General features: G+C 44.4%; 19 protein-coding genes. 9 read left to right on the plus strand and 10 right to left on the minus strand.

The window, feature by feature from the left end; translation table 11 throughout:
- Positions 1-27: 27 nt before the first annotated feature.
- Genes flgM through R7035_RS05445 form a run of 3 tightly spaced genes read left to right on the plus strand, consistent with a single transcriptional unit; the run spans position 28 to position 1,494 of the window.
- Positions 28-309 carry a flagellar biosynthesis anti-sigma factor FlgM gene (gene flgM, locus R7035_RS05435; RefSeq protein WP_005374016.1) on the plus strand — a complete coding sequence of 94 codons (282 nt, stop codon included), beginning with the start codon at positions 28-30 and terminating at the stop codon, positions 307-309.
- Positions 310-329: 20 nt separating this feature from the next.
- The gene (flgN, locus tag R7035_RS05440) at positions 330-767 is read left to right on the plus strand and encodes a flagellar export chaperone FlgN (protein ID WP_005374018.1); all 438 of its coding nucleotides are present in this window, start codon (positions 330-332) and stop codon (positions 765-767) included.
- Positions 748-1,494 (plus strand): lytic transglycosylase domain-containing protein, encoded by a 747-nt coding sequence (locus R7035_RS05445; RefSeq protein WP_136976309.1) that lies wholly within the window; start codon positions 748-750, stop codon positions 1,492-1,494. The genes flgN and R7035_RS05445 overlap by 20 nt, the downstream gene beginning before the upstream one ends.
- 434 nt (positions 1,495-1,928) lie before the next feature.
- Here R7035_RS05445 and R7035_RS05450 read toward each other — a convergent pair whose 3' ends face one another.
- A complete protein-coding gene (locus tag R7035_RS05450; protein WP_005374021.1) occupies positions 1,929-2,447 on the minus strand; it encodes an NUDIX hydrolase in 519 nt (172 codons plus the stop codon).
- 277 nt (positions 2,448-2,724) lie between these two features.
- On the opposite strand from R7035_RS05450, the gene R7035_RS05455 reads away from it, so the two are divergent.
- Together R7035_RS05455 and R7035_RS05460 are read left to right on the plus strand one after the other, a co-directional pair.
- The gene (locus R7035_RS05455) at positions 2,725-2,991 is read left to right on the plus strand and encodes a DUF333 domain-containing protein (RefSeq protein ID WP_005374023.1); all 267 of its coding nucleotides are present in this window, start codon (positions 2,725-2,727) and stop codon (positions 2,989-2,991) included.
- A gap of 249 nt (positions 2,992-3,240) precedes the next feature.
- Complete coding sequence (locus tag R7035_RS05460) at positions 3,241-3,897, plus strand: hypothetical protein (protein WP_005374025.1); 657 nt, start codon at positions 3,241-3,243, stop codon at positions 3,895-3,897.
- On the opposite strand, the gene R7035_RS05465 is transcribed toward R7035_RS05460, so the two are convergent.
- Positions 3,887-4,729 (minus strand): YdcF family protein, encoded by an 843-nt coding sequence (locus tag R7035_RS05465; protein ID WP_136976310.1) that lies wholly within the window; start codon positions 4,727-4,729, stop codon positions 3,887-3,889. The genes R7035_RS05460 and R7035_RS05465 overlap by 11 nt on opposite strands.
- A 131-nt stretch (positions 4,730-4,860) precedes the next feature.
- On the opposite strand from R7035_RS05465, the gene R7035_RS05470 reads away from it, so the two are divergent.
- Positions 4,861-6,231, plus strand: coding sequence for an L-serine ammonia-lyase (locus R7035_RS05470; RefSeq protein WP_017819764.1), 1,371 nt, complete (start codon positions 4,861-4,863; stop codon positions 6,229-6,231).
- 121 nt (positions 6,232-6,352) lie between these two features.
- On the opposite strand, the gene R7035_RS05475 is transcribed toward R7035_RS05470, so the two are convergent.
- On the minus strand, positions 6,353-6,589 hold the full coding sequence (locus R7035_RS05475; RefSeq protein WP_054579233.1) for a hypothetical protein: 237 nt from the start codon (positions 6,587-6,589) through the stop codon (positions 6,353-6,355).
- 248 nt (positions 6,590-6,837) lie between these two features.
- Between R7035_RS05475 and R7035_RS05480 the strand changes: the two genes are divergently transcribed.
- Entirely contained in the window at positions 6,838-7,713 is an 876-nt protein-coding gene (locus R7035_RS05480) for a LysR family transcriptional regulator (RefSeq protein WP_258497979.1), read from the plus strand.
- A gap of 68 nt (positions 7,714-7,781) precedes the next feature.
- Here the strand turns inward: R7035_RS05480 and R7035_RS05485 are convergent, their stop codons facing one another.
- The 5 genes from R7035_RS05485 to R7035_RS05505 form a co-directional block, all read right to left on the minus strand.
- Positions 7,782-8,651, minus strand: coding sequence for a LysR substrate-binding domain-containing protein (locus tag R7035_RS05485; RefSeq protein ID WP_042523348.1), 870 nt, complete (start codon positions 8,649-8,651; stop codon positions 7,782-7,784).
- Positions 8,652-8,851: 200 nt separating this feature from the next.
- Positions 8,852-9,832: an OmpA family protein gene (locus R7035_RS05490; protein ID WP_005374035.1), complete on the minus strand. Its 981-nt coding sequence runs from the start codon at positions 9,830-9,832 to the stop codon at positions 8,852-8,854.
- Between the two features lie 453 nt (positions 9,833-10,285).
- Positions 10,286-11,410, minus strand: coding sequence for a M14-type cytosolic carboxypeptidase (locus R7035_RS05495; RefSeq protein ID WP_017819760.1), 1,125 nt, complete (start codon positions 11,408-11,410; stop codon positions 10,286-10,288).
- A 113-nt stretch (positions 11,411-11,523) separates the two neighbouring features.
- On the minus strand, positions 11,524-12,924 hold the full coding sequence (locus R7035_RS05500; RefSeq protein ID WP_042523350.1) for an FAD-dependent oxidoreductase: 1,401 nt from the start codon (positions 12,922-12,924) through the stop codon (positions 11,524-11,526).
- 219 nt (positions 12,925-13,143) lie between these two features.
- Complete coding sequence (locus R7035_RS05505; RefSeq protein WP_005374041.1) at positions 13,144-13,503, minus strand: DUF3316 domain-containing protein; 360 nt, start codon at positions 13,501-13,503, stop codon at positions 13,144-13,146.
- Between the two features lie 412 nt (positions 13,504-13,915).
- Between R7035_RS05505 and R7035_RS05510 the strand changes: the two genes are divergently transcribed.
- Together R7035_RS05510 and R7035_RS05515 are read left to right on the plus strand one after the other, a co-directional pair.
- Complete coding sequence (locus R7035_RS05510; protein ID WP_005384371.1) at positions 13,916-14,842, plus strand: VirK/YbjX family protein; 927 nt, start codon at positions 13,916-13,918, stop codon at positions 14,840-14,842.
- Positions 14,843-14,854: 12 nt separating this feature from the next.
- Positions 14,855-15,406: an outer membrane beta-barrel protein gene (locus R7035_RS05515; RefSeq protein WP_005374044.1), complete on the plus strand. Its 552-nt coding sequence runs from the start codon at positions 14,855-14,857 to the stop codon at positions 15,404-15,406.
- Positions 15,407-15,474: 68 nt separating this feature from the next.
- Here R7035_RS05515 and R7035_RS05520 read toward each other — a convergent pair whose 3' ends face one another.
- Positions 15,475-16,380 (minus strand): EamA family transporter, encoded by a 906-nt coding sequence (locus R7035_RS05520; RefSeq protein WP_033906282.1) that lies wholly within the window; start codon positions 16,378-16,380, stop codon positions 15,475-15,477.
- Between the two features lie 66 nt (positions 16,381-16,446).
- Positions 16,447-17,151 carry a phosphonate utilization transcriptional regulator PhnR gene (gene phnR / locus R7035_RS05525; RefSeq protein WP_005374048.1) on the minus strand — a complete coding sequence of 235 codons (705 nt, stop codon included), beginning with the start codon at positions 17,149-17,151 and terminating at the stop codon, positions 16,447-16,449.
- Position 17,152: the final 1 nt, after the last annotated feature.

The following is a 17,152-nucleotide window of genomic DNA, read 5'->3' on the forward strand; positions in this document are numbered from 1 at the left end:
TTAGAACATGATGATGAGGACCACAGCATGAAAATCGACAAAGTCGCGGGCGGTCATGTCCCACAAACAAAATTACAGCAAGCAAGCAAACAGCCTGTCGACGTCGTCGAACAGAGCAAAGTACACGAGCCTGCATTTCAAGCGAATACCGTAGCGATAGATCGCGCTCAAGCTGAAATGGCATCACTACCTGATGTTGATATGGAAAAAGTAGAACAAGTACGCAACGCATTAGCGCGTGGTGAACTTAGCCTAGATACAAAAGTGTTATCCAAGGCAATCATGCAGTTCCATACAGGTCACGAGTAATAAAACGCTAGGAAGACATCATGGCAAGCGCAGTATCGCAGCGAATTCAACAATTTGTTCGCTCTATATCTGAGGATATTAAGCTTTATCAACAACTGCTTCCTTTGCTGCAGCAGCAAAAGGTATTGTACTTAAAGTTTGATGGAGAGGCACTGAACGACAATGTTCAGAAACAAATGCCGATACTCAATAAACTCAGCCGCTCCGCCAATGACAGAAGCCAGTGTATGCGAGCGCTGGGGTTAGCGTGTAATGACGCCAGCGTAAAACGAATTTTCAATGCTTTGCCTGCCCAAATAGGTATGCAAGCTAGAAAACAATGGGCGCTATTGGAAACGTTGGTAAGTCAGTGCCAACAATACAATCAGAGCAATGGCCACAGCTCTGCGGCGTTCCATGAGTTGGTCAGTCAACTCAAACAACCTGTGCAACACACTTATGAAGATAAATCGTTCTAAACGATGTTCGTCTTGCCTACAGATTCAGTCGCCATCTCGGCTGAGTACTGTAGGCCTTTTTATTTTTATTGCCTTTCTGTCCTACCTTCCAATCACATGCCAGGCAAAACCAAATGCTGTCGATATTCAAACGCAGTATCAAGTATTAGCACCATACAAGCCACAAATTGCCAAGCGTCTCGATTCATCCAAACCGGTAATTAACCACATTTTCAAACAGCTTCAAAACCACTCATTACCAAATAGCCTAGCCTTAGTGCCAATGTTAGAATCTTCATACAACCCCAAAGCCGTTTCTCACGCTAACGCCGCCGGACTTTGGCAATTGATACCAACCACAGCGAAACGATTCGGATTAACGATAAATACAAAACAAGACGATCGCTTTGACACAGAAGCCAGCACAACGGCCGCGCTCAAGTACCTGGCGTTTTTATACAACAAATTCGATCAAAATATGGCTCTCACTTTAGCTGCATACAATGCCGGAGAAGGACGTGTTGCACGTGCTATTCAGCGAGCAGGAAGTCGAGATTTCCAACAACTCACGCTGCCTAACGAGACTCGCCAATATGTCAGCCGCTTCTATGCATTGGAAAAGTTGATAGATATCGGTCAGTTACAATCCTCATCATTTCAACCTTTACTCTTGTTTGCTCCAGACACTCCTATGATTTCACAACCGCTGGTCGACTTTAGCCGACTGCCTCCGCTAGTTAATTTGTGATAAAAGCTACGACAGAGCTCAATGTCAGAGAAACGTAAAATTACAAGATCCTGTTCGGCGAATTTGAAAACTCGTGATCTCTATGCAAACGTGTGCAAAAAAGTTGAGGTAAGGTATCTCAAAGATAAGAAAGAGTAGTGGTTTACTAAAAAGCGCCCCAATTGCGCTTGGCAATTGGGTAGATATGCGTCACATTGCGTTTGCAAAAAACATGAAAACCAATGGTCAGACCTAATAATTATTTACACACTAAATGTAAAACAGCTATTGTTTTCATAGTTCGAAACAAATCTAACATATCAAGATGACGCTTCGCTTGCGCGTCTGGAATAAGTCCGGGTTCCGGGGGGGAGTCCGGACTTTTTTATTGCTCTAAAATCTTTACCAACAATAGCGCCAACAGAAGCTAAGTCGTAATGATGCAAGCTAGCTGTTTATAGTAATTCTTTAGAAATCAACTGAAGCAAAAACGTTTCGCGCTCAATGCTCATGCCTTTTTTCGGGCTTTCTGCCATCGTTTTTTCATTGTGTGCAATTGCTTCGTGTATGTTCATCCATACCGGGCGCATTCCATTTTTAACTTCGTAATCTTCATACGCCGTTTCGCCTAGCTCACGTTCGATTTTACATGTATAACAATACGACACCATGTGCATCACGTCAGCGTCATCCTTGTACCACGGACGAAACTCCTCAAAGATTCCGAAAGGCTTAATACCATGTATATTTTGGGCGCCCGTTTCTTCCTCTAATTCACGGACTAATCCAGCAATGACATCTTCACCATCATCAATACCACCGCCTGGTAGCGTGTAGTCATGGTAACGTTCTGTATAGAGCAACAGCACATCTTCACCATCAAGTACAATGGCTCGCGCTGCATTGCGCTGAAAAACAATTTTGTCATCCAAATGCTCTATGTCTGGATGAACGGTCGATTTTAAATGTCTCATCGAAAATACCACGGTCAATGTTTTGTGCGCATATTACCGAATTTCACACTTTAAATCATTGTTGTAGGCCAGGTACGTTCGAGCGCTTGTCAGGAAGTGATTGATATGACCTTCACAACAATACGCCAAGAACAGAAGTGTGACGTGCTAATCAGCAATAAATGAGAATATCTAAATTCTTATACGTCCCTCTTACTTTTAACATCGATAAGACAATAATCTCTTAAAGTTGCCTATAATCAATACAATACTCGCCCACCCCATGCGGAGATAAAGAATGAAAAAGACAAATTTAATGATGGCTATGGCTGCAACATTGGTACTGGCTGGTTGTTCAACTTACGAGGGAGCGACCCGATCAACTGAGTATACCTCCGTTGCAAATCCCGCAGCCGTATACTGTGTTCAGCAAGGTGGTGAGCTGGATACCGTGTCGGAAAACGGCGAACGTGTCACTTACTGTGTGCTGTCGGACAATGAACGCGTCGAGCAATGGGAATACTATCGCGAGAATCACAAAGAAAATGAGGGTGACAACTACTAATTATTTTTATCGATACGTCACCTTCCCTCTATCACTTAGGAGCCTTTGGGCTCCTTTTTTATTTGATTTATCAAAGTGTTCTTACGTTGTTTTTACATATCTCTGACTTTACCGCACATCGACCCTATATCGAACAGTGTTCTATTCTTGACATTCCCCTGACATAACTTTCCACTTGGACAATAAAATTCCAAACACAGATCACACTAATTCACATTTCTTCCACATTTTCTGGGACAGGTGAGCAAGATGAAAACACAAATAGTAAAAGAAGCCGAGTCAGCCCCAAGCAACGTTGTTACTGAAAAATCAAAGCGCATTATTTATAAATCGAGTTTAAACGCCTTGATGATTGTCGCTATAAGTATTCTCGTTAACCTTAGTCTTCGTCTTGATTATGTCGTGTTGGGATCAAGCCTTGGCGAGCTTTCCGTTACAGAAACGCTCCAGCTTGTGATGCTTGCTATTGCATCATGGTCGTTTTTCAGCTTATCGAAACAACAGCCTCAGCTAAAGCATGCGGCTATTTTGATTGCAGGATTTTTTGCAGTACTGATTATTCGCGAAACGGACTATTGGACAGATATGATTCATCATGGCTCTTGGGTTTTCCCAGCACTTGCTGTCACCGCACTGGCTTGCGCCAAAGCTTACCAAGGTGGTAAAGGTACCATGAACGAAATGGCGACCATTTTAACGGTGCCACATATGAAGCTATTAGTTGGTGCTGTAATGCTATTATTAGTCTTCTCTCGTTTGTATGGTATGGGTAGTTTTTGGCAACAAGTGATGGATGAAAATTACATCCGTGATGTTAAAAATATCTCAGAAGAAGGTATAGAACTGCTTTGCTACTGCTTGATCGCATTAAGCGCCGTCCGTACAAAACGCGAGCTTAATGAATAGACTCAGGATCAAAGCGACGGTTCAATGCAGTCAGTATCGGATGGAAGATACTTAATGCCTTTTCCGCAGCACCTACAGATTCATCCAAGGCCGTCATTTCGACGGCCTTTTTCATTTCTTCAATATGTTGCAAAGCCTCTTTATCGAGCGGTAAAGAGAGCAATTTGTGAATAGCATCTCTTGCGATCATAAGTGGCTTTTTTCGGACAATTGATAAATCTCGGAAAAATGCGCCATGCTTGACCCCTTCTAAATAAACTCGGTAGGTTGTGAGTTCATCGAGTAGCAAGAATGTCTCCGCCATAAGCCCTTTATGTGGGTATGGCACGCGAATATGTTTGCTGATATCCAGTGGAATATTGAGAGTCACCCCAATGGATTCGCAATCGGATTTAAGTACTCGTAATAAGCCTTGCTCATCCATCAAATTCTGGATATCAATGATTCGTTCGAGGTGGTAGTCATTAGATAGCAAGATAACCTCAACCGGATGCCCCAACCATAACTCGAACAACCCACTTTTGCACAAAACTTGGGAAACATAACGCATGTTTTGAAACGTGTTCAACGACTCCGTTTCTAAGAGTATATGACGTTCAGGGAACGGATTCACAGAGTCTGCGTTTAGGGTTCTAAAATACGCGTACATCGCCTCTGCTTCAGAAACGCTTTGTCCTTGCGTTACTCCGCCACAAAAAATAATCGCCGTTCGCTCTGTCGGTAGTGATGCAGTCCTACAAGACAAAACTTCGACTCTGGTTATGCCCTCAGAGGTCAATTTGTTATTGACGAGGCGTTTACCTAAAACGATGACGATGTTGTCTAACTTCATTTTAAAATCTCGCGCTTAGTTGGCAGTGTTACAAAAATCTTCTTTCACTCCCGACCCACAAGCTTTAACATCTAGTTAACAACACTGTTCTAGAGACCTTTATAAAGGTTCACTGCTAAAGGAAGTCAATTATGCTGTCGATTTTCGATATATTTAAAATTGGTGTCGGGCCATCCAGCTCCCATACTAATGGTCCTATGCTTGCCGGATTCCATTTCACTCAGCTAGTTAGCGACTCTATGGCGAAAGTGCATCGGGTGCAAGTGGACCTTTATGGCTCATTGTCACTGACAGGTCGAGGGCACCATACAGACCGAGCCACGGTCCTTGGTTTGATGGGAAATAAACCTGATACCATCAAAATGAGCAGTGCCAAAAGTGCGCTACAAAATACCATAGACAATAATACGCTCATGCTCGCCGGTACACACCAGATTGAGTTTAGCTACGACCATGACATCGTCTTTCATAGCGACAACCTTCCCCTGCATGAAAATGGCATGACGATTACGGCATTAGACGCTGCTGGAGATCAAGTAGCGTTTGAAATTTATTACTCCATTGGGGGCGGATTCATCGCCACCGCCGACGAACTAGAGAACGGCACGCAACAAGATGAGGTCGCAGTACCATTTCCGTTTACATCCGCAGATGAGATGCTGGAAAAAGCCGAGACGAACGGTTTCAGCTTGGGAGGCATGATCCTCCAAAACGAACTCGCATTTCGCTCAGACGAAGAAATTAACCAAAGAGCAGAGCAAATTTGGAAAGTGATGTCGCTCTGCATGCAACGTGGCTTCGATACGGAAGGGATTTTGGAAGGTGGTCTAAATGTCACTCGTCGAGCACCAAACCTTTTGAAAAAGCTCGAAGCCAACGCTGCAGTTGAAAACGATCCGATGGAGATCATGGATTGGATCAATCTCTTCGCCTTTGCGGTTAGTGAAGAAAATGCAGCAGGAGGGCAAGTCGTCACTTCTCCAACGAATGGTGCAGCAGGGGTGATTCCGGCGGTATTGATGTACTACCATCGCTTCATCAAAGAGCTCGATGTTAAACAGCTAAAAGACTTTCTCGCAGTCGCCGGCGCTATCGGCATCTTATATAAAACTAACGCGTCAATTTCTGGTGCAGAAGTGGGGTGTCAGGGAGAAGTTGGGGTTTCTTCATCCATGGCTGCCGCTGGCTTAACAGCGCTAAGAGGGGGCAGTAACGAGCAGATTTGTATTGCTGCGGAAATTGCGATGGAGCATTCATTGGGTATGACTTGTGACCCGATTGGCGGCTTGGTTCAAGTACCTTGTATTGAAAGAAATGCCATGGGAGCAATGAAAGCGATTAATGCATCGCGTATGGCATTAAAGCGCACAAGTAAATGTTTAATTTCTTTAGATAAAGTTATCGAAACCATGTATCAGACTGGTAAAGATATGAATAAAAAATACCGTGAAACCTCTTTGGGGGGCTTAGCTGTCATTCATATGGCACCGCCATGCGAATAATGGCAGGTGGTCATTGCGCTTAGCTTCTCACCATACGCTTATCTGGTAATTATGATCTGATGATATTACATATAGAAATGCCGCGTTCTTCGCGGCATTTTCTTAACAAGAAACTATTCGATTAATCACGTCGACCACGAAGTTCAATTTTTTGAGTTGCAGCATCCGAATGGATTGTTACACCGCCATAGGCCATTTCATTGCGACCCTTCAGCGTCAATTGAGAATCTGAACGCTCTACGTCAACCTGATTTTTCGTTGCCATCGTCATATCAATCGTGCCCGTGTATGACCCATCACCAGCAAATGCTACGTTTGTTGAGCAAACCATCAAAACAAGTGCGATTAGTTTTTTCATACATCACCTCTATTATCGTTCTTACTTTCTGTCGGTGGAAAAACTGTAACAACAGAAACGCGCTCATACGAGGAAAGCCATTATTTACCAAATGGAAATCCATGCTAATAAACTGATGTAACCAAGAATAACTTATCGTTACCTTCAATAAATCAGGGATAAGGCAGCAACTTAAATTGACCGAGCGTTGTCTTTTCTTAAGAAATTCAGCGATATGATTTGTCGACAAAAGCCAAGCGAGACAATGTATGAGCGTTAATCTGGATATTCAAAATATTTTGGTATTAAAACGGATGTATGAGTTACGTAACGTCCGGTTAGTCGCAGAATCACTCGGTAAAACGTCAGGAGCAATCAGCAAAAATCTGACAAAGATGAAAACTCAGCTCAATGATCCGCTATTCGTTCAGACCAAAAATGGCTTTGAACCAACAGCTTTTGTGGAAGCGAACATTGCGCATTTTGAGCAAATAATCAACAGTATTGATTCCATCAAACCACAGCATTTTTCACCAGCTCATTTTGACGGTTCAATCACTATTTATGCCAACACATTGTTTTGGGAGTACTTTGGTGACAAGTTTTACTTGGAGTTACTAAAGCACGCCCCAAACGCAAAATTCTCATGTTTGCGCTGGGGTAGCGAAGCAAAAAAACGATTAATTGACGGTGAAAACGCCATTGCGATTCATTACTTTGATGAAGATCTGCCACAGTCAATTGTTCAGACCGAACTAGGGCGAGGAAAAGCGGTATTTTTTGTTCGACAAGATCATCCCGCTCAAAACTCCCAAGAACTAGAAGAATACCCTTTTATACTTTTTAAAACGCCGGGATGGAACGACTACCGATACCCAGTGTTGGAAAGGCTCAAACATATGGGTTTTAGAACCACACCTAAAGTGGAAATTGAGCATCCAGCGATGATTCAAAAAGTGCTTCTGCAAACGAATCATTTTGGCATAACGATGAGTGGACATGTTCCTAAGGGTTGCCGAAGTATCGCGCTTCCTGCTGGGCTAGAGCTTGATGTTCGCTACGTGATGAGCTGCCGTCGCTCTCAACAGCAAGATCCGGTAAATCAGTGGTTATTAGATGTCATTAAGCATGTCGCTCAGTCCTAGACTGATGACTTGCTACTGCTAATAATAGCCAAACCACACATGCGCTCTACTCACTCGCTGAACGAACGTTAAAGACTCTGCATTAACCATTGAGCAAAGGTGTTTACGTGTGATTTTTCGGATGCTCGAACCATCATATAATGTGCACCAGAACTTGGCATATGCCAAGTTCCAACCTGGACTAATACGCCCTGTTGCAGCTCATCCTCAACAAGAAAGTCTCTTACCAACAACACGCCAAGTTGATTAATCGCAGCATGAATAGCAAGCAATGAATGCTCAAACTCGGCGACGACTTTGCTCACCTTCCCTTGATAACCTTGGTGCGCAAGCCACTCTTGCCAAGATTCATGATAACCGCTAGTGCAGATTTTAGGCACTTTAGCTAACTGCGAGAGGTCATTTATCGGGTTTAAATGCATAAAGCCCGGGCTTGCGACAACGATCCAGTTTTCTTGGGTTAATCGTATGGCTTCTTGCTCTTGCCAATCTCCATCTCCGTTAATAATTTCGATATCCGCAATCGCACTGGCGCTTGGAACTGTACTAGCAGTAGTCGAGATTTTAAAGGAGATGTCTGGGAATTGTCGCTGAAAATCAGCCAATCTTGGCATTAACCATTGAGAGCAAAAGCTGTGAGCGACATGTAAGTTAACTTGCGTATTCTTGGGACGAGTAAATAAATGCTGCGTCGTGGTCGATAATGTTTGAAGCACATGATTAACCACTGGCCAGTATTCTTGCGCGGAGCAGGTCAGCGTAAGGTGAGTGCCCTTACGCTCGAATAACGTCGCATTGAGCTGTGACTCTAGCGATTTCACCTGTTGGCTTACGGCCGCACGAGTCACATTTAGCTCCTCTGCGGCTTTTGTAAAACTCTGTAGTCGCGCCGTGGCTTCAAAGGCTCGGAGCAAATTGAGCGGCGGTAAACTTTGCATATAATTCTCCCAAACACTTGGCTGTCATGCTATGAACTGGTGATGACAAATTGATGAAGGTGCTGAGTTTACGTATGTTGAGCACATGTCAAAGCGTCCCGATATAATTATGTTTCTACACAACTACTTAGTTTGTTAAGCGGGATCAAAAAAGCCAGCGTGATACACGCTGGCTTTTGGAACTTTATCTTAAGCAGGAATTATTCTGCTTTTTCAGTTGTTTGGTATTCAAACGCAGGAACAACCACTTCAACACGACGGTTCATTTGACGACCTTGACGTGTCTCGTTGCTTGCCACTGGGTTAGCTTCACCCATGCCTTTCACTGTCATACGCTCAGCCGCAATACCTTTTGCTTGGAACTCGTCAGCAACGGCTTTCGCACGTTTTTCTGTGAGTTGCTTGTTGTAAGCAGCAGAACCTGTCGTATCGCTGTAACCCGTGATCTCAACTTGAGCTTGTGGGTAAGTATTCATCAAATCAACGGTACCAGAAAGGTTCGACGCGTCTTTCACTTCTGCACTTTCTAAGTCGAATTGTACTGTCGCTGTTGTTTGAGCAGGGTAAACGTGATCTACAATGCGTGTTGCAGGACGTGCTTCTACCACCTCTTCAACGGCTTTTTCTTGAACGACAGGCTCAGAACCAAACTTGTAGTTGAAACCGATACCGAAGAAATCTGAATCCATGTCTTCAATTACATCATCAGACATATCTTGGTAGCGTTGGTATTCAGCACGTAGGCTCCAGTTGTAGTTGATTTGGTATTCAGCACCCAGAGAGCCAGTTGGTACGAAATCTTTCTCGTCACCAGCCATCATGTATGCAGCACCAACTTTCGCGAATAGATTCCAAGAATCCGTTAGCGGTAGGTTAAATTTAGGAGCAAGCGTCAACGCCCAAAGATCACCATCAACGGTGTTTAGGCCAGGCTTTTTGAAGTTTGCAGTGAAGTCACCAAGGTAATCAACACCATACTCTGCTGCAACGTACTTGTTGAAGCTGTAGCCTAAGTGCATAGATGCTGCAAAACTGTCGTCGTCACAAGGTTCGTTTAGGTAACACGCATCGTTTAGAGAGTTGTAACCTACTTTACCGCCCATGTAAGTGTCAGCAAGTGCAACGTTTGAGATCACACCACCAGCAAGTACAGTAGCCACTGCTATAGCGATTTTTTTCATTATTCTTTTCCTTTTTCTTGTACACAAAGCAACACATCGCGGCAGCATACTGCCGTAAAATATGAAGCCGTAACTTTCTCTTTTCTTCGAATAGAAATAGCTAAATAGCGTAGGAAAGAATCAAAAATGATATTCAAACGCCAATGACGTAAAACGGAAAAAGGTAACCTCAAGACCATCTATTCATGAGCTTCATCCGCATACCCAACCGAAAAACAAAGTTCGTTGCGTTGGTTTAGCCATAGTCAATTCGTTGCGGAGAATATCACAAAGAAGCCAACTTTCTGTGACGCAAATCACCATAAAAAGCCACTTTCTCAAATTTAAGAATCATCATTTAAGCTTGTGAATGGCAACAAATTTTTACAGGGGAGCGTGGATCTGGAGAGCACAAAAAACAGCTCATTTAAATGAGCTGTTTTCGAAATAATGAAAAAGCGTTAACTCGTCGCGCTAAATTTTATCCGCTACGGTTAACGTTGCAGCTAATACATCTTGCCCAAACAAGACACTACGCTCAGGAGACCAACCGTAAAGTGGATCTGGGTGATTGTTGTTATCTTTAAATGGCATTTCGATTGTGTAAGACAAGCATTTGAACTGCTCTGCAACCCAATTTGAACCCACCGTCAAATTCGCTTTACCAGGCTCATCTTTATCGTAACCAATCTCATCTTGGAACTCTGGCGTAATAGTCAGTAACGCTTGCTTAAATGATGTCTCTAAAGCGGCAAGATTTTCATCGTAAGAAGGAATACCTTCTGAGCCAGCGACGAAGTTATACGGAATCGCTTCATCGCCATGAATATCTAAAAACATGTCAACACCCGTTTCCAGCATGCGCTGACGCACAAGGTAGACTTCTGGGCTCTTTTCCATTGATGGCGTTTGCCATTCACGATTTAGGTTTACACCTACTGCGTTGGTACGCAAGTGACCGCGAATACCACCGTCTGGGTTCATATTTGGTACGACGTAAAGCACCGCTTTTTCAAGCAATGCACGCGCAACCGTGTCGTTTTCATCTAACAGACGTTGGATCATACCTTCCATGAACCATTCCGCCATGGTCTCACCTGGGTGCTGACGTGCAATCATCCAGATTTTCTTTTTGCCTTCTTCTGGCTCACCAAAAGTAAGCAAGCTCATGTCATTGCCATCTAGCGTATGACCAAGCGTCTCTAGTTGGCAGTGGTGCGCGCTTTGTGCCATGTGTAACAAGTCTAAATGACGATCGTACGTGTATGGCGCAAAGTACGCGAAGTAAATTGAGCTGCGCTCAGGGATTACAGTGAAAGTCAGCGTGTCGCCATCGAACTCTGCCGGTACTCGGAACCATTCTTCACGATCGTAAGACGCAACCACATCGTAACCTTGCCATCCTTCTGGATAAGCCGATTTAGCCAAATCAAGCAATTTGATGGTGTGTGATTGCTCGGCTTCTGTCTCAAGACGGAAGTGGAACCACTGGTAGAATTCCGACATATTGTCGTTAGGAATTTTGAGTTGGATGTCGTTTTTGTCGTCCGCTTTCACTACGTGAATGCTGCCGCTATCGAAGTTGCTGAATACTTTCATTTTATGACTCACCTTTTAAATCTGAGCTTGAAAGACAGAGGCTAACACAAGGCTTCATCGCGCCCCAATGACTTTCACTGCAAACTGTCTCGTTTGTGGCTAAAGTCTTCAGTTTAGTCAAGCTTATCCGCTTTGCCTGCTGGTCCCGCGAGTTTTGCTAGCCACTTATCCCAGATAAACGGCGTTTTCTCGTTATCTTCTGCTTCCTCTTTTCGACGTACCGCGTTGCGCACTATCATAGCCCCGGTCCAGCGAAGCGGTTCTGGTGGGAAATACCCCAACGGTCCTTTGGCTAAACCACTGTTCGTCCACTCGTTATCGATTCCCAATATCAATGAAGATAAGATCTTTCCGCCCATTCGAGTCTGCGCTACACCATTGCCTGAATAACCAAATCCGTAAAAGATATTGCTCTGTTTATCTAGCTCGCCGAAAAAAGGGAAACCAGTAGCAGAACGATCAGAGCCCCCCGTCCATGAATAAGCAAACTCCTCTCCTCTCAAATGAGGAAACAACTTATCGAACGACTTGCGCAGTAGACCTTGGTAGCGTGTTGGCTTGTTAAACATTGCGTCGACTTGGTTATTGAAAGAAAACTGATTGCCGCCTTTCCCCAACATCAAACGGCCATCTGGCGTATCTCGGTAATAGTGGACGAAGATACGTGAATCCAACACGCTAGAACCTGCCTGCCAACCAGATAGAGGTAGTGCGTCACCAAGGGGCTTGGTGATCACCATGTCGGAAGAGACCACCACGATACTGTTTTTGAACTGTTTAAACTGCTCCACCATCCATGCATTTAATGCCAATACCACCTGCTGCGCTTGAACATTTCCTTTAGGTGTACAGACAGTGGCAGGTTTTCCATAATCTAGACGCGTCATCGGCGTGTTCTCATAAACTTCTACACCCAGATCAATAGCAACACGGCGTAACCCCCTCACTAATAATGCAGGTTGAACGCTGGCTGCAACTGGAGAGTGAAAGCCTTCTATATGTCGAGGTGAACCCGCATTGGCACGCAGTTCCTCCACCGAGCAACGACGCCAACTGTTCACTTCTAATCGCTTTAACTCGTCCACAACTGGCTGCATTCCCCCAGTTTGAGCCTGATTGGTTGCAGTGTAATAAACCCCTTTCAACGATAAGTGCGCATCAATGTTGTGCTGCTGACAAAAGTCGTCAATCTCTAGCACTGCTTGTTCCGACTCTTTTACTAACCAAGCAGCATGTTCTTCACCGAATAACCGTTTCAATGTCGGAAACTTGGTAGACCAAGTCAGCATACAACCGCCGTTTGCGCCCGATGCACCACTGCCACAAAGGCCTTTTTCAATCACGACTACCTTTTTTTCCGGAGATTGCTGCTTAATCATAATCGCGGTCCAAAGTCCGGTGTATCCGCCACCAACAATCGCAACGTCAGTATTAATGTTCTGCTGTAACGGTTGTGGCGTTTCTGGTTGCTCAGCTTCAATTGCCTGCTTGAACCAATATGAATGATGTGTCATCGGGTATCCTCGTTAGTGCGTTACATCCATTTCCGCAAACACTTTACAAACGATGATGACAATCAACGAGCAAGAAAATCTAACGCTGAGCGATAGAAAATGTTGCACTGAGAGTGTGAAAATTTTCGCTTTCGACAAAAACAAAATGGGGAGCTCGTGGCTCCCCAAAACAAACAGCAAAAAATATTAGTGGTAAACAATTCAAGTCCGTCTTACTGGTTAGTATTTACCGGTATCACGCATGCGGTACTCGTATTGAACATTGAGAATAGGCTGGTAAACAACTTGCCCGTCACTTTGCAAGAACTCATTTACCATGACTTTTGAGTCAGTGATAGAAAACGATTGGCGATCAACATACGTTGTAAGGCTCGTAAACTCATCACGGAGTTGTCCAGATGATTTATTTTGGTAGCTTTGGATCATGTCTCGGCCCATTTCATAAGCCGCTTGTTTGCTATCCATTACGTCGCCATGGATAGTTTCGGTATCGTTTGTCCACTGATAACCACTAGCAAGAGCCATAGAAGGTGCAGCAATCAGAGCAATCGTACTTGCTAAAGTTGTTAAGCGTTTCATAAACCTCTCCTTACTTACCTTTACATCGGGCCAAAATTGGCTCGATACTTATAAGGTACGTATAAAGACCTAAAACACGTCAAAACAATTTCAAATAATGTTCAATTTTCGTTCAACTTATTTCACATTAACTTAGCAACTCAACGTCATATTCAGCCGACATTCGCATTTTCTTTCTTTTGAACAATGGGTTTCAACCTGACACTTCCTTACCAAACCATACAATACCTAAGGTCAATTTTCTCTTAGAATTCCAGCAAAAGAACAGTGTTCAAAACCTTACACAAACGTCGGACACAGCAAAAACCACCTCTTTTCAGTCGTGCTTTGCATTCCTCCTTTTCGGGTTCTTCGCTGCTCGTCCGTCGGTTCTTAATTGTCGCTATTGAGCACAAGTTAATCTGGAGTGAAAATGACCGCAAACAAATCCATTTTTTACCATAGCAAATCGATTTACTCAGATGATTATGCTGATGTCTACAAGCCAATTTGGACCTACAGAGCTAAGTTCATCTTACGTGCGCTTTATTACAAACGTGCATTTAAGCACCTTTCAGACAATATTGAATCGTCATTGTTAGAGTTGCTTTGTACACGTACGCATCGGTTTTTAGAGAAACCGTTTCGTCCGTATATCATCAAAAACAACTCAGCGTTCGATCGTTCTAACTTGGTAGTTGATCACTATAAAACGATTTCAGAACTGTTTTCTAAACAAACAATCGAAGAAATCTACACAGACTCGAAAGGCCTAACATTAGCCTCTTTTGAAATTGACGAAATACTGTACTCGGTGAGATTAGTATACGAAGCACGTTATCAAAAAGAAGGCGACATGAGCCTAGTGCTGCACAGCGCTGAAGATGGCAACTTCTACACGCTCTCTTTTACGCTCGGTCACATCGAATCTGGACGCAGCATTATGATTGGCGGCTTACAAGGACCGCGAAGCAGTGAAGAAAACAACGCGAAAATTAAAAAGCTAACTCGTAAGCTTTACGGACAGAGACCAAAAAGCTTGATGGTGAGCTTGCTCACTTTGCTCGCACAAATTTGGGAAGTGAACACGATTCTAGCAGTGAAAACGCAGTCGCATACTTACGCAGCTAAGCGCTACAGCAAAGGGCGAATCAAAACGGATTACGATGCACTCTGGCAAGAATTGGGCGGCACCGAATACAATCGTCATTTTTACTCAATTGATGTAAATGCACCCCGTCGAGATATCGAAGGCATGTCGCGCTCTAAGCGTTCGATGTATCGTCGCCGTTATGAATGGCTAGACAACACCAAGATCACTTTCGAACAAATATTAAAAGGCGAGCAAGCTAAAAGCTAAGGAGAAGCGTTCATGCGTTATTCATTCATTACTGCTTTAGTGTTGTCGGCTTTTTCTTTGTCAGCCAATGCAGAAACCAGTGAGCACATCATAGGTACAAACATTGGCTATGGCGATGTGAACTACGATGCTCCGACAAGCAAAGAATCAGGCGACATGTTCTTAGGTGAAATATATTACCGCTACATGCCAACACATAACTTTGGTATCGAAGCAGGTTATAAAGGCGCGTTTGACGGTATCGGCTCGATACTCGTGAGTCCGATTTCAGAAGTCACCGATACGAGCTTCTCCGGACCTCGCTTGAGTGGCTATGCTAGCTATCCTCTGGGTTCAGGTTTCGAACTGTACGGCAAGGCAGGTGTCACTCTCTACACTCTCGAATACACTTATAAAGTGAACGGTCAGAGCAAGAACATCGAACACTCAAGTGTCGGAGGGGAAGCCGCTGGCGGTATCGGCTGGAGCTATAAACACTTTGGTTTGAATGCAGAATATGTGTACTCAAAAAACAGCGATTTTGACTCTAGCGGCGTGATGTTTGGTGCGCAACTGCGTTTTTAAACAAGGCTTACAAGTTAATACAAAAGGCAGCGAGAGGCTCATTCGCTGCCTTTTTTCGTGAATATAGGTCAATACGCAAGCGCGAGAATGATCCCCGCCACGATAGAAGTAACGCCAAGCCCTCGGGTGAGATACCATTTCTCAGACAGAAACCAAATCCCCATAAACAATCCAAACACAATGCTGATTTGCCTTAGTGCTACGACCAAACTCACGTTGTCGGTCATGGTCATCGCAAACAGCACCAAACCGTAGGTGGATGCCATCATTACCCCCGCCATGCTGGCTGTTTTGCGGATCTGCCACGCAGTCTTAATCTCATCTGGCTTGCCTGTAACCAAGCACCAAACAAGAGCAGGAATACCAATTGCCCAAAACTGCACGCCTAAGTAAAAGATCGCACTGTACTGATCATTCAAGATCTCTGACGCTTGCCCTGTGAGTAAACTCAGCGCTTCTTTATCAACCACGGAGTAACCCGTTGTGCCTATTGCGGCAATCAATGCCCAGAACACACCAACGTTCAAATAAGAGCCCAATGTCATTTGACGAAAGTTCGTCAGTGGTACCAGCATACAACCAAGGGTAATCAGCAAGAATCCAAGCCACTGCTGACTGGATAATTCATGCCCCAATGCCACACTGATTGCGCCGACCATCATCACTGGCAGTGCCCGAGCAATTGGATAAACCACACCCACGTCCGCGTGCTTATAAGCGACAATCAAACCGATCAAATAAACCATTTGTGAAATGCCGCTAATGAGCAGCAATCCCCAAAACTCGCTCGGTAATGATGTCCAGCCAATGGTCGCCAAATACCAAATCAAATAAGGGGTAAGAATGAAACATGCAGAGAAGCTGGCGGCCATGGTAAACGCGAGTCCAGAACCTGAGTTGCTTTTACCAAGGATATTCCAACCCGCATGGAGAACAGCAGAGAAAACGACGAGACCAATCGCCAACATATCCATTTCAATGTTCCTGTCTGAATAAAATAAAGGCCCCGAGATGGAGCCTTAGATGATGGAAAAATCCACTTAACGATTGAGTTCCGCCAGAGATTCAATGCTGATGGCATCGTGTCGCCAATATTCGATATCGCAATCAATCAACTCACCGTGTTGGTTGTAGTTGATGCGCTCCACCACCATCGCGGGAGTGCCAGCTGTCGCGCGCAGTGCCTGAGCCATTTCACCCAACAAAGTGCTGGTTGAAATGCGGTAGCGAATCTTTTGATACGTCACGCCATAATGCTCGCGGTAAATGTCCGTCAGTGAATTTGATAAATCGTAATCCAGCAGGTTCGGAAACAGCTCTGGACGAATGTAGTTTGTTACAAACACCACAGGCCTGTCTTCAAGGTATCGCACTCGGTCGACTCGATACACGTCCGAGAAAGGTTGCAAGTCCAACAAGCGCGCGGCTTGTTTGTTTGCCAGCGTCCCTTTTGCTGCGACCAACTCCGTTTTTGGCACACGATTTTGCGCTTTCGCCATGTTCGGGAAGTTCAGCGTTTGGGTTGGGTCGTAACGCAATGGCTCAGGTGAGATAAACCAACCTCGGCGATCTTCGCGATAGATTCGACCTTCCGCTTCTAGCAGTGATAAAGCTTCACGCAGAGTGACGCGTGTAGTATCGAACGACTCCGCCAACTTACGCTCTGCTGGCAGTTTTTGACGCGGCGATAGCATGCCCGCTTCAATCTGTTCAACAATCGAATCTTTAATTTTTACGTATTGCACG

The sequence above is a fragment of the Vibrio sp. 1731 genome (assembly GCF_033339955.1).
Classification (GTDB): Bacteria; Pseudomonadota; Gammaproteobacteria; order Enterobacterales; family Vibrionaceae; genus Vibrio; species Vibrio alginolyticus.

Excerpts from the sequence above, each read along its gene's own strand:
- flgM (WP_005374016.1), top strand. The coding sequence starts at position 28 with ATGAAAATCGACAAAGTCGCGGGCGGTCATGTCCCACAAACAAAATTA.
- flgN (WP_005374018.1), top strand. The coding sequence starts at position 330 with ATGGCAAGCGCAGTATCGCAGCGAATTCAACAATTTGTTCGCTCTATA.
- R7035_RS05445 (WP_136976309.1), top strand. The coding sequence starts at position 748 with ATGAAGATAAATCGTTCTAAACGATGTTCGTCTTGCCTACAGATTCAG.
- R7035_RS05450 (WP_005374021.1), bottom strand. The coding sequence starts at position 2,447 with ATGAGACATTTAAAATCGACCGTTCATCCAGACATAGAGCATTTGGAT.
- R7035_RS05455 (WP_005374023.1), top strand. The coding sequence starts at position 2,725 with ATGAAAAAGACAAATTTAATGATGGCTATGGCTGCAACATTGGTACTG.
- R7035_RS05460 (WP_005374025.1), top strand. The coding sequence starts at position 3,241 with ATGAAAACACAAATAGTAAAAGAAGCCGAGTCAGCCCCAAGCAACGTT.
- R7035_RS05465 (WP_136976310.1), bottom strand. The coding sequence starts at position 4,729 with ATGAAGTTAGACAACATCGTCATCGTTTTAGGTAAACGCCTCGTCAAT.
- R7035_RS05470 (WP_017819764.1), top strand. The coding sequence starts at position 4,861 with ATGCTGTCGATTTTCGATATATTTAAAATTGGTGTCGGGCCATCCAGC.
- R7035_RS05475 (WP_054579233.1), bottom strand. The coding sequence starts at position 6,589 with ATGAAAAAACTAATCGCACTTGTTTTGATGGTTTGCTCAACAAACGTA.
- R7035_RS05480 (WP_258497979.1), top strand. The coding sequence starts at position 6,838 with ATGAGCGTTAATCTGGATATTCAAAATATTTTGGTATTAAAACGGATG.
- R7035_RS05485 (WP_042523348.1), bottom strand. The coding sequence starts at position 8,651 with ATGCAAAGTTTACCGCCGCTCAATTTGCTCCGAGCCTTTGAAGCCACG.
- R7035_RS05490 (WP_005374035.1), bottom strand. The coding sequence starts at position 9,832 with ATGAAAAAAATCGCTATAGCAGTGGCTACTGTACTTGCTGGTGGTGTG.
- R7035_RS05495 (WP_017819760.1), bottom strand. The coding sequence starts at position 11,410 with ATGAAAGTATTCAGCAACTTCGATAGCGGCAGCATTCACGTAGTGAAA.
- R7035_RS05500 (WP_042523350.1), bottom strand. The coding sequence starts at position 12,924 with ATGACACATCATTCATATTGGTTCAAGCAGGCAATTGAAGCTGAGCAA.
- R7035_RS05505 (WP_005374041.1), bottom strand. The coding sequence starts at position 13,503 with ATGAAACGCTTAACAACTTTAGCAAGTACGATTGCTCTGATTGCTGCA.
- R7035_RS05510 (WP_005384371.1), top strand. The coding sequence starts at position 13,916 with ATGACCGCAAACAAATCCATTTTTTACCATAGCAAATCGATTTACTCA.
- R7035_RS05515 (WP_005374044.1), top strand. The coding sequence starts at position 14,855 with ATGCGTTATTCATTCATTACTGCTTTAGTGTTGTCGGCTTTTTCTTTG.
- R7035_RS05520 (WP_033906282.1), bottom strand. The coding sequence starts at position 16,380 with ATGGATATGTTGGCGATTGGTCTCGTCGTTTTCTCTGCTGTTCTCCAT.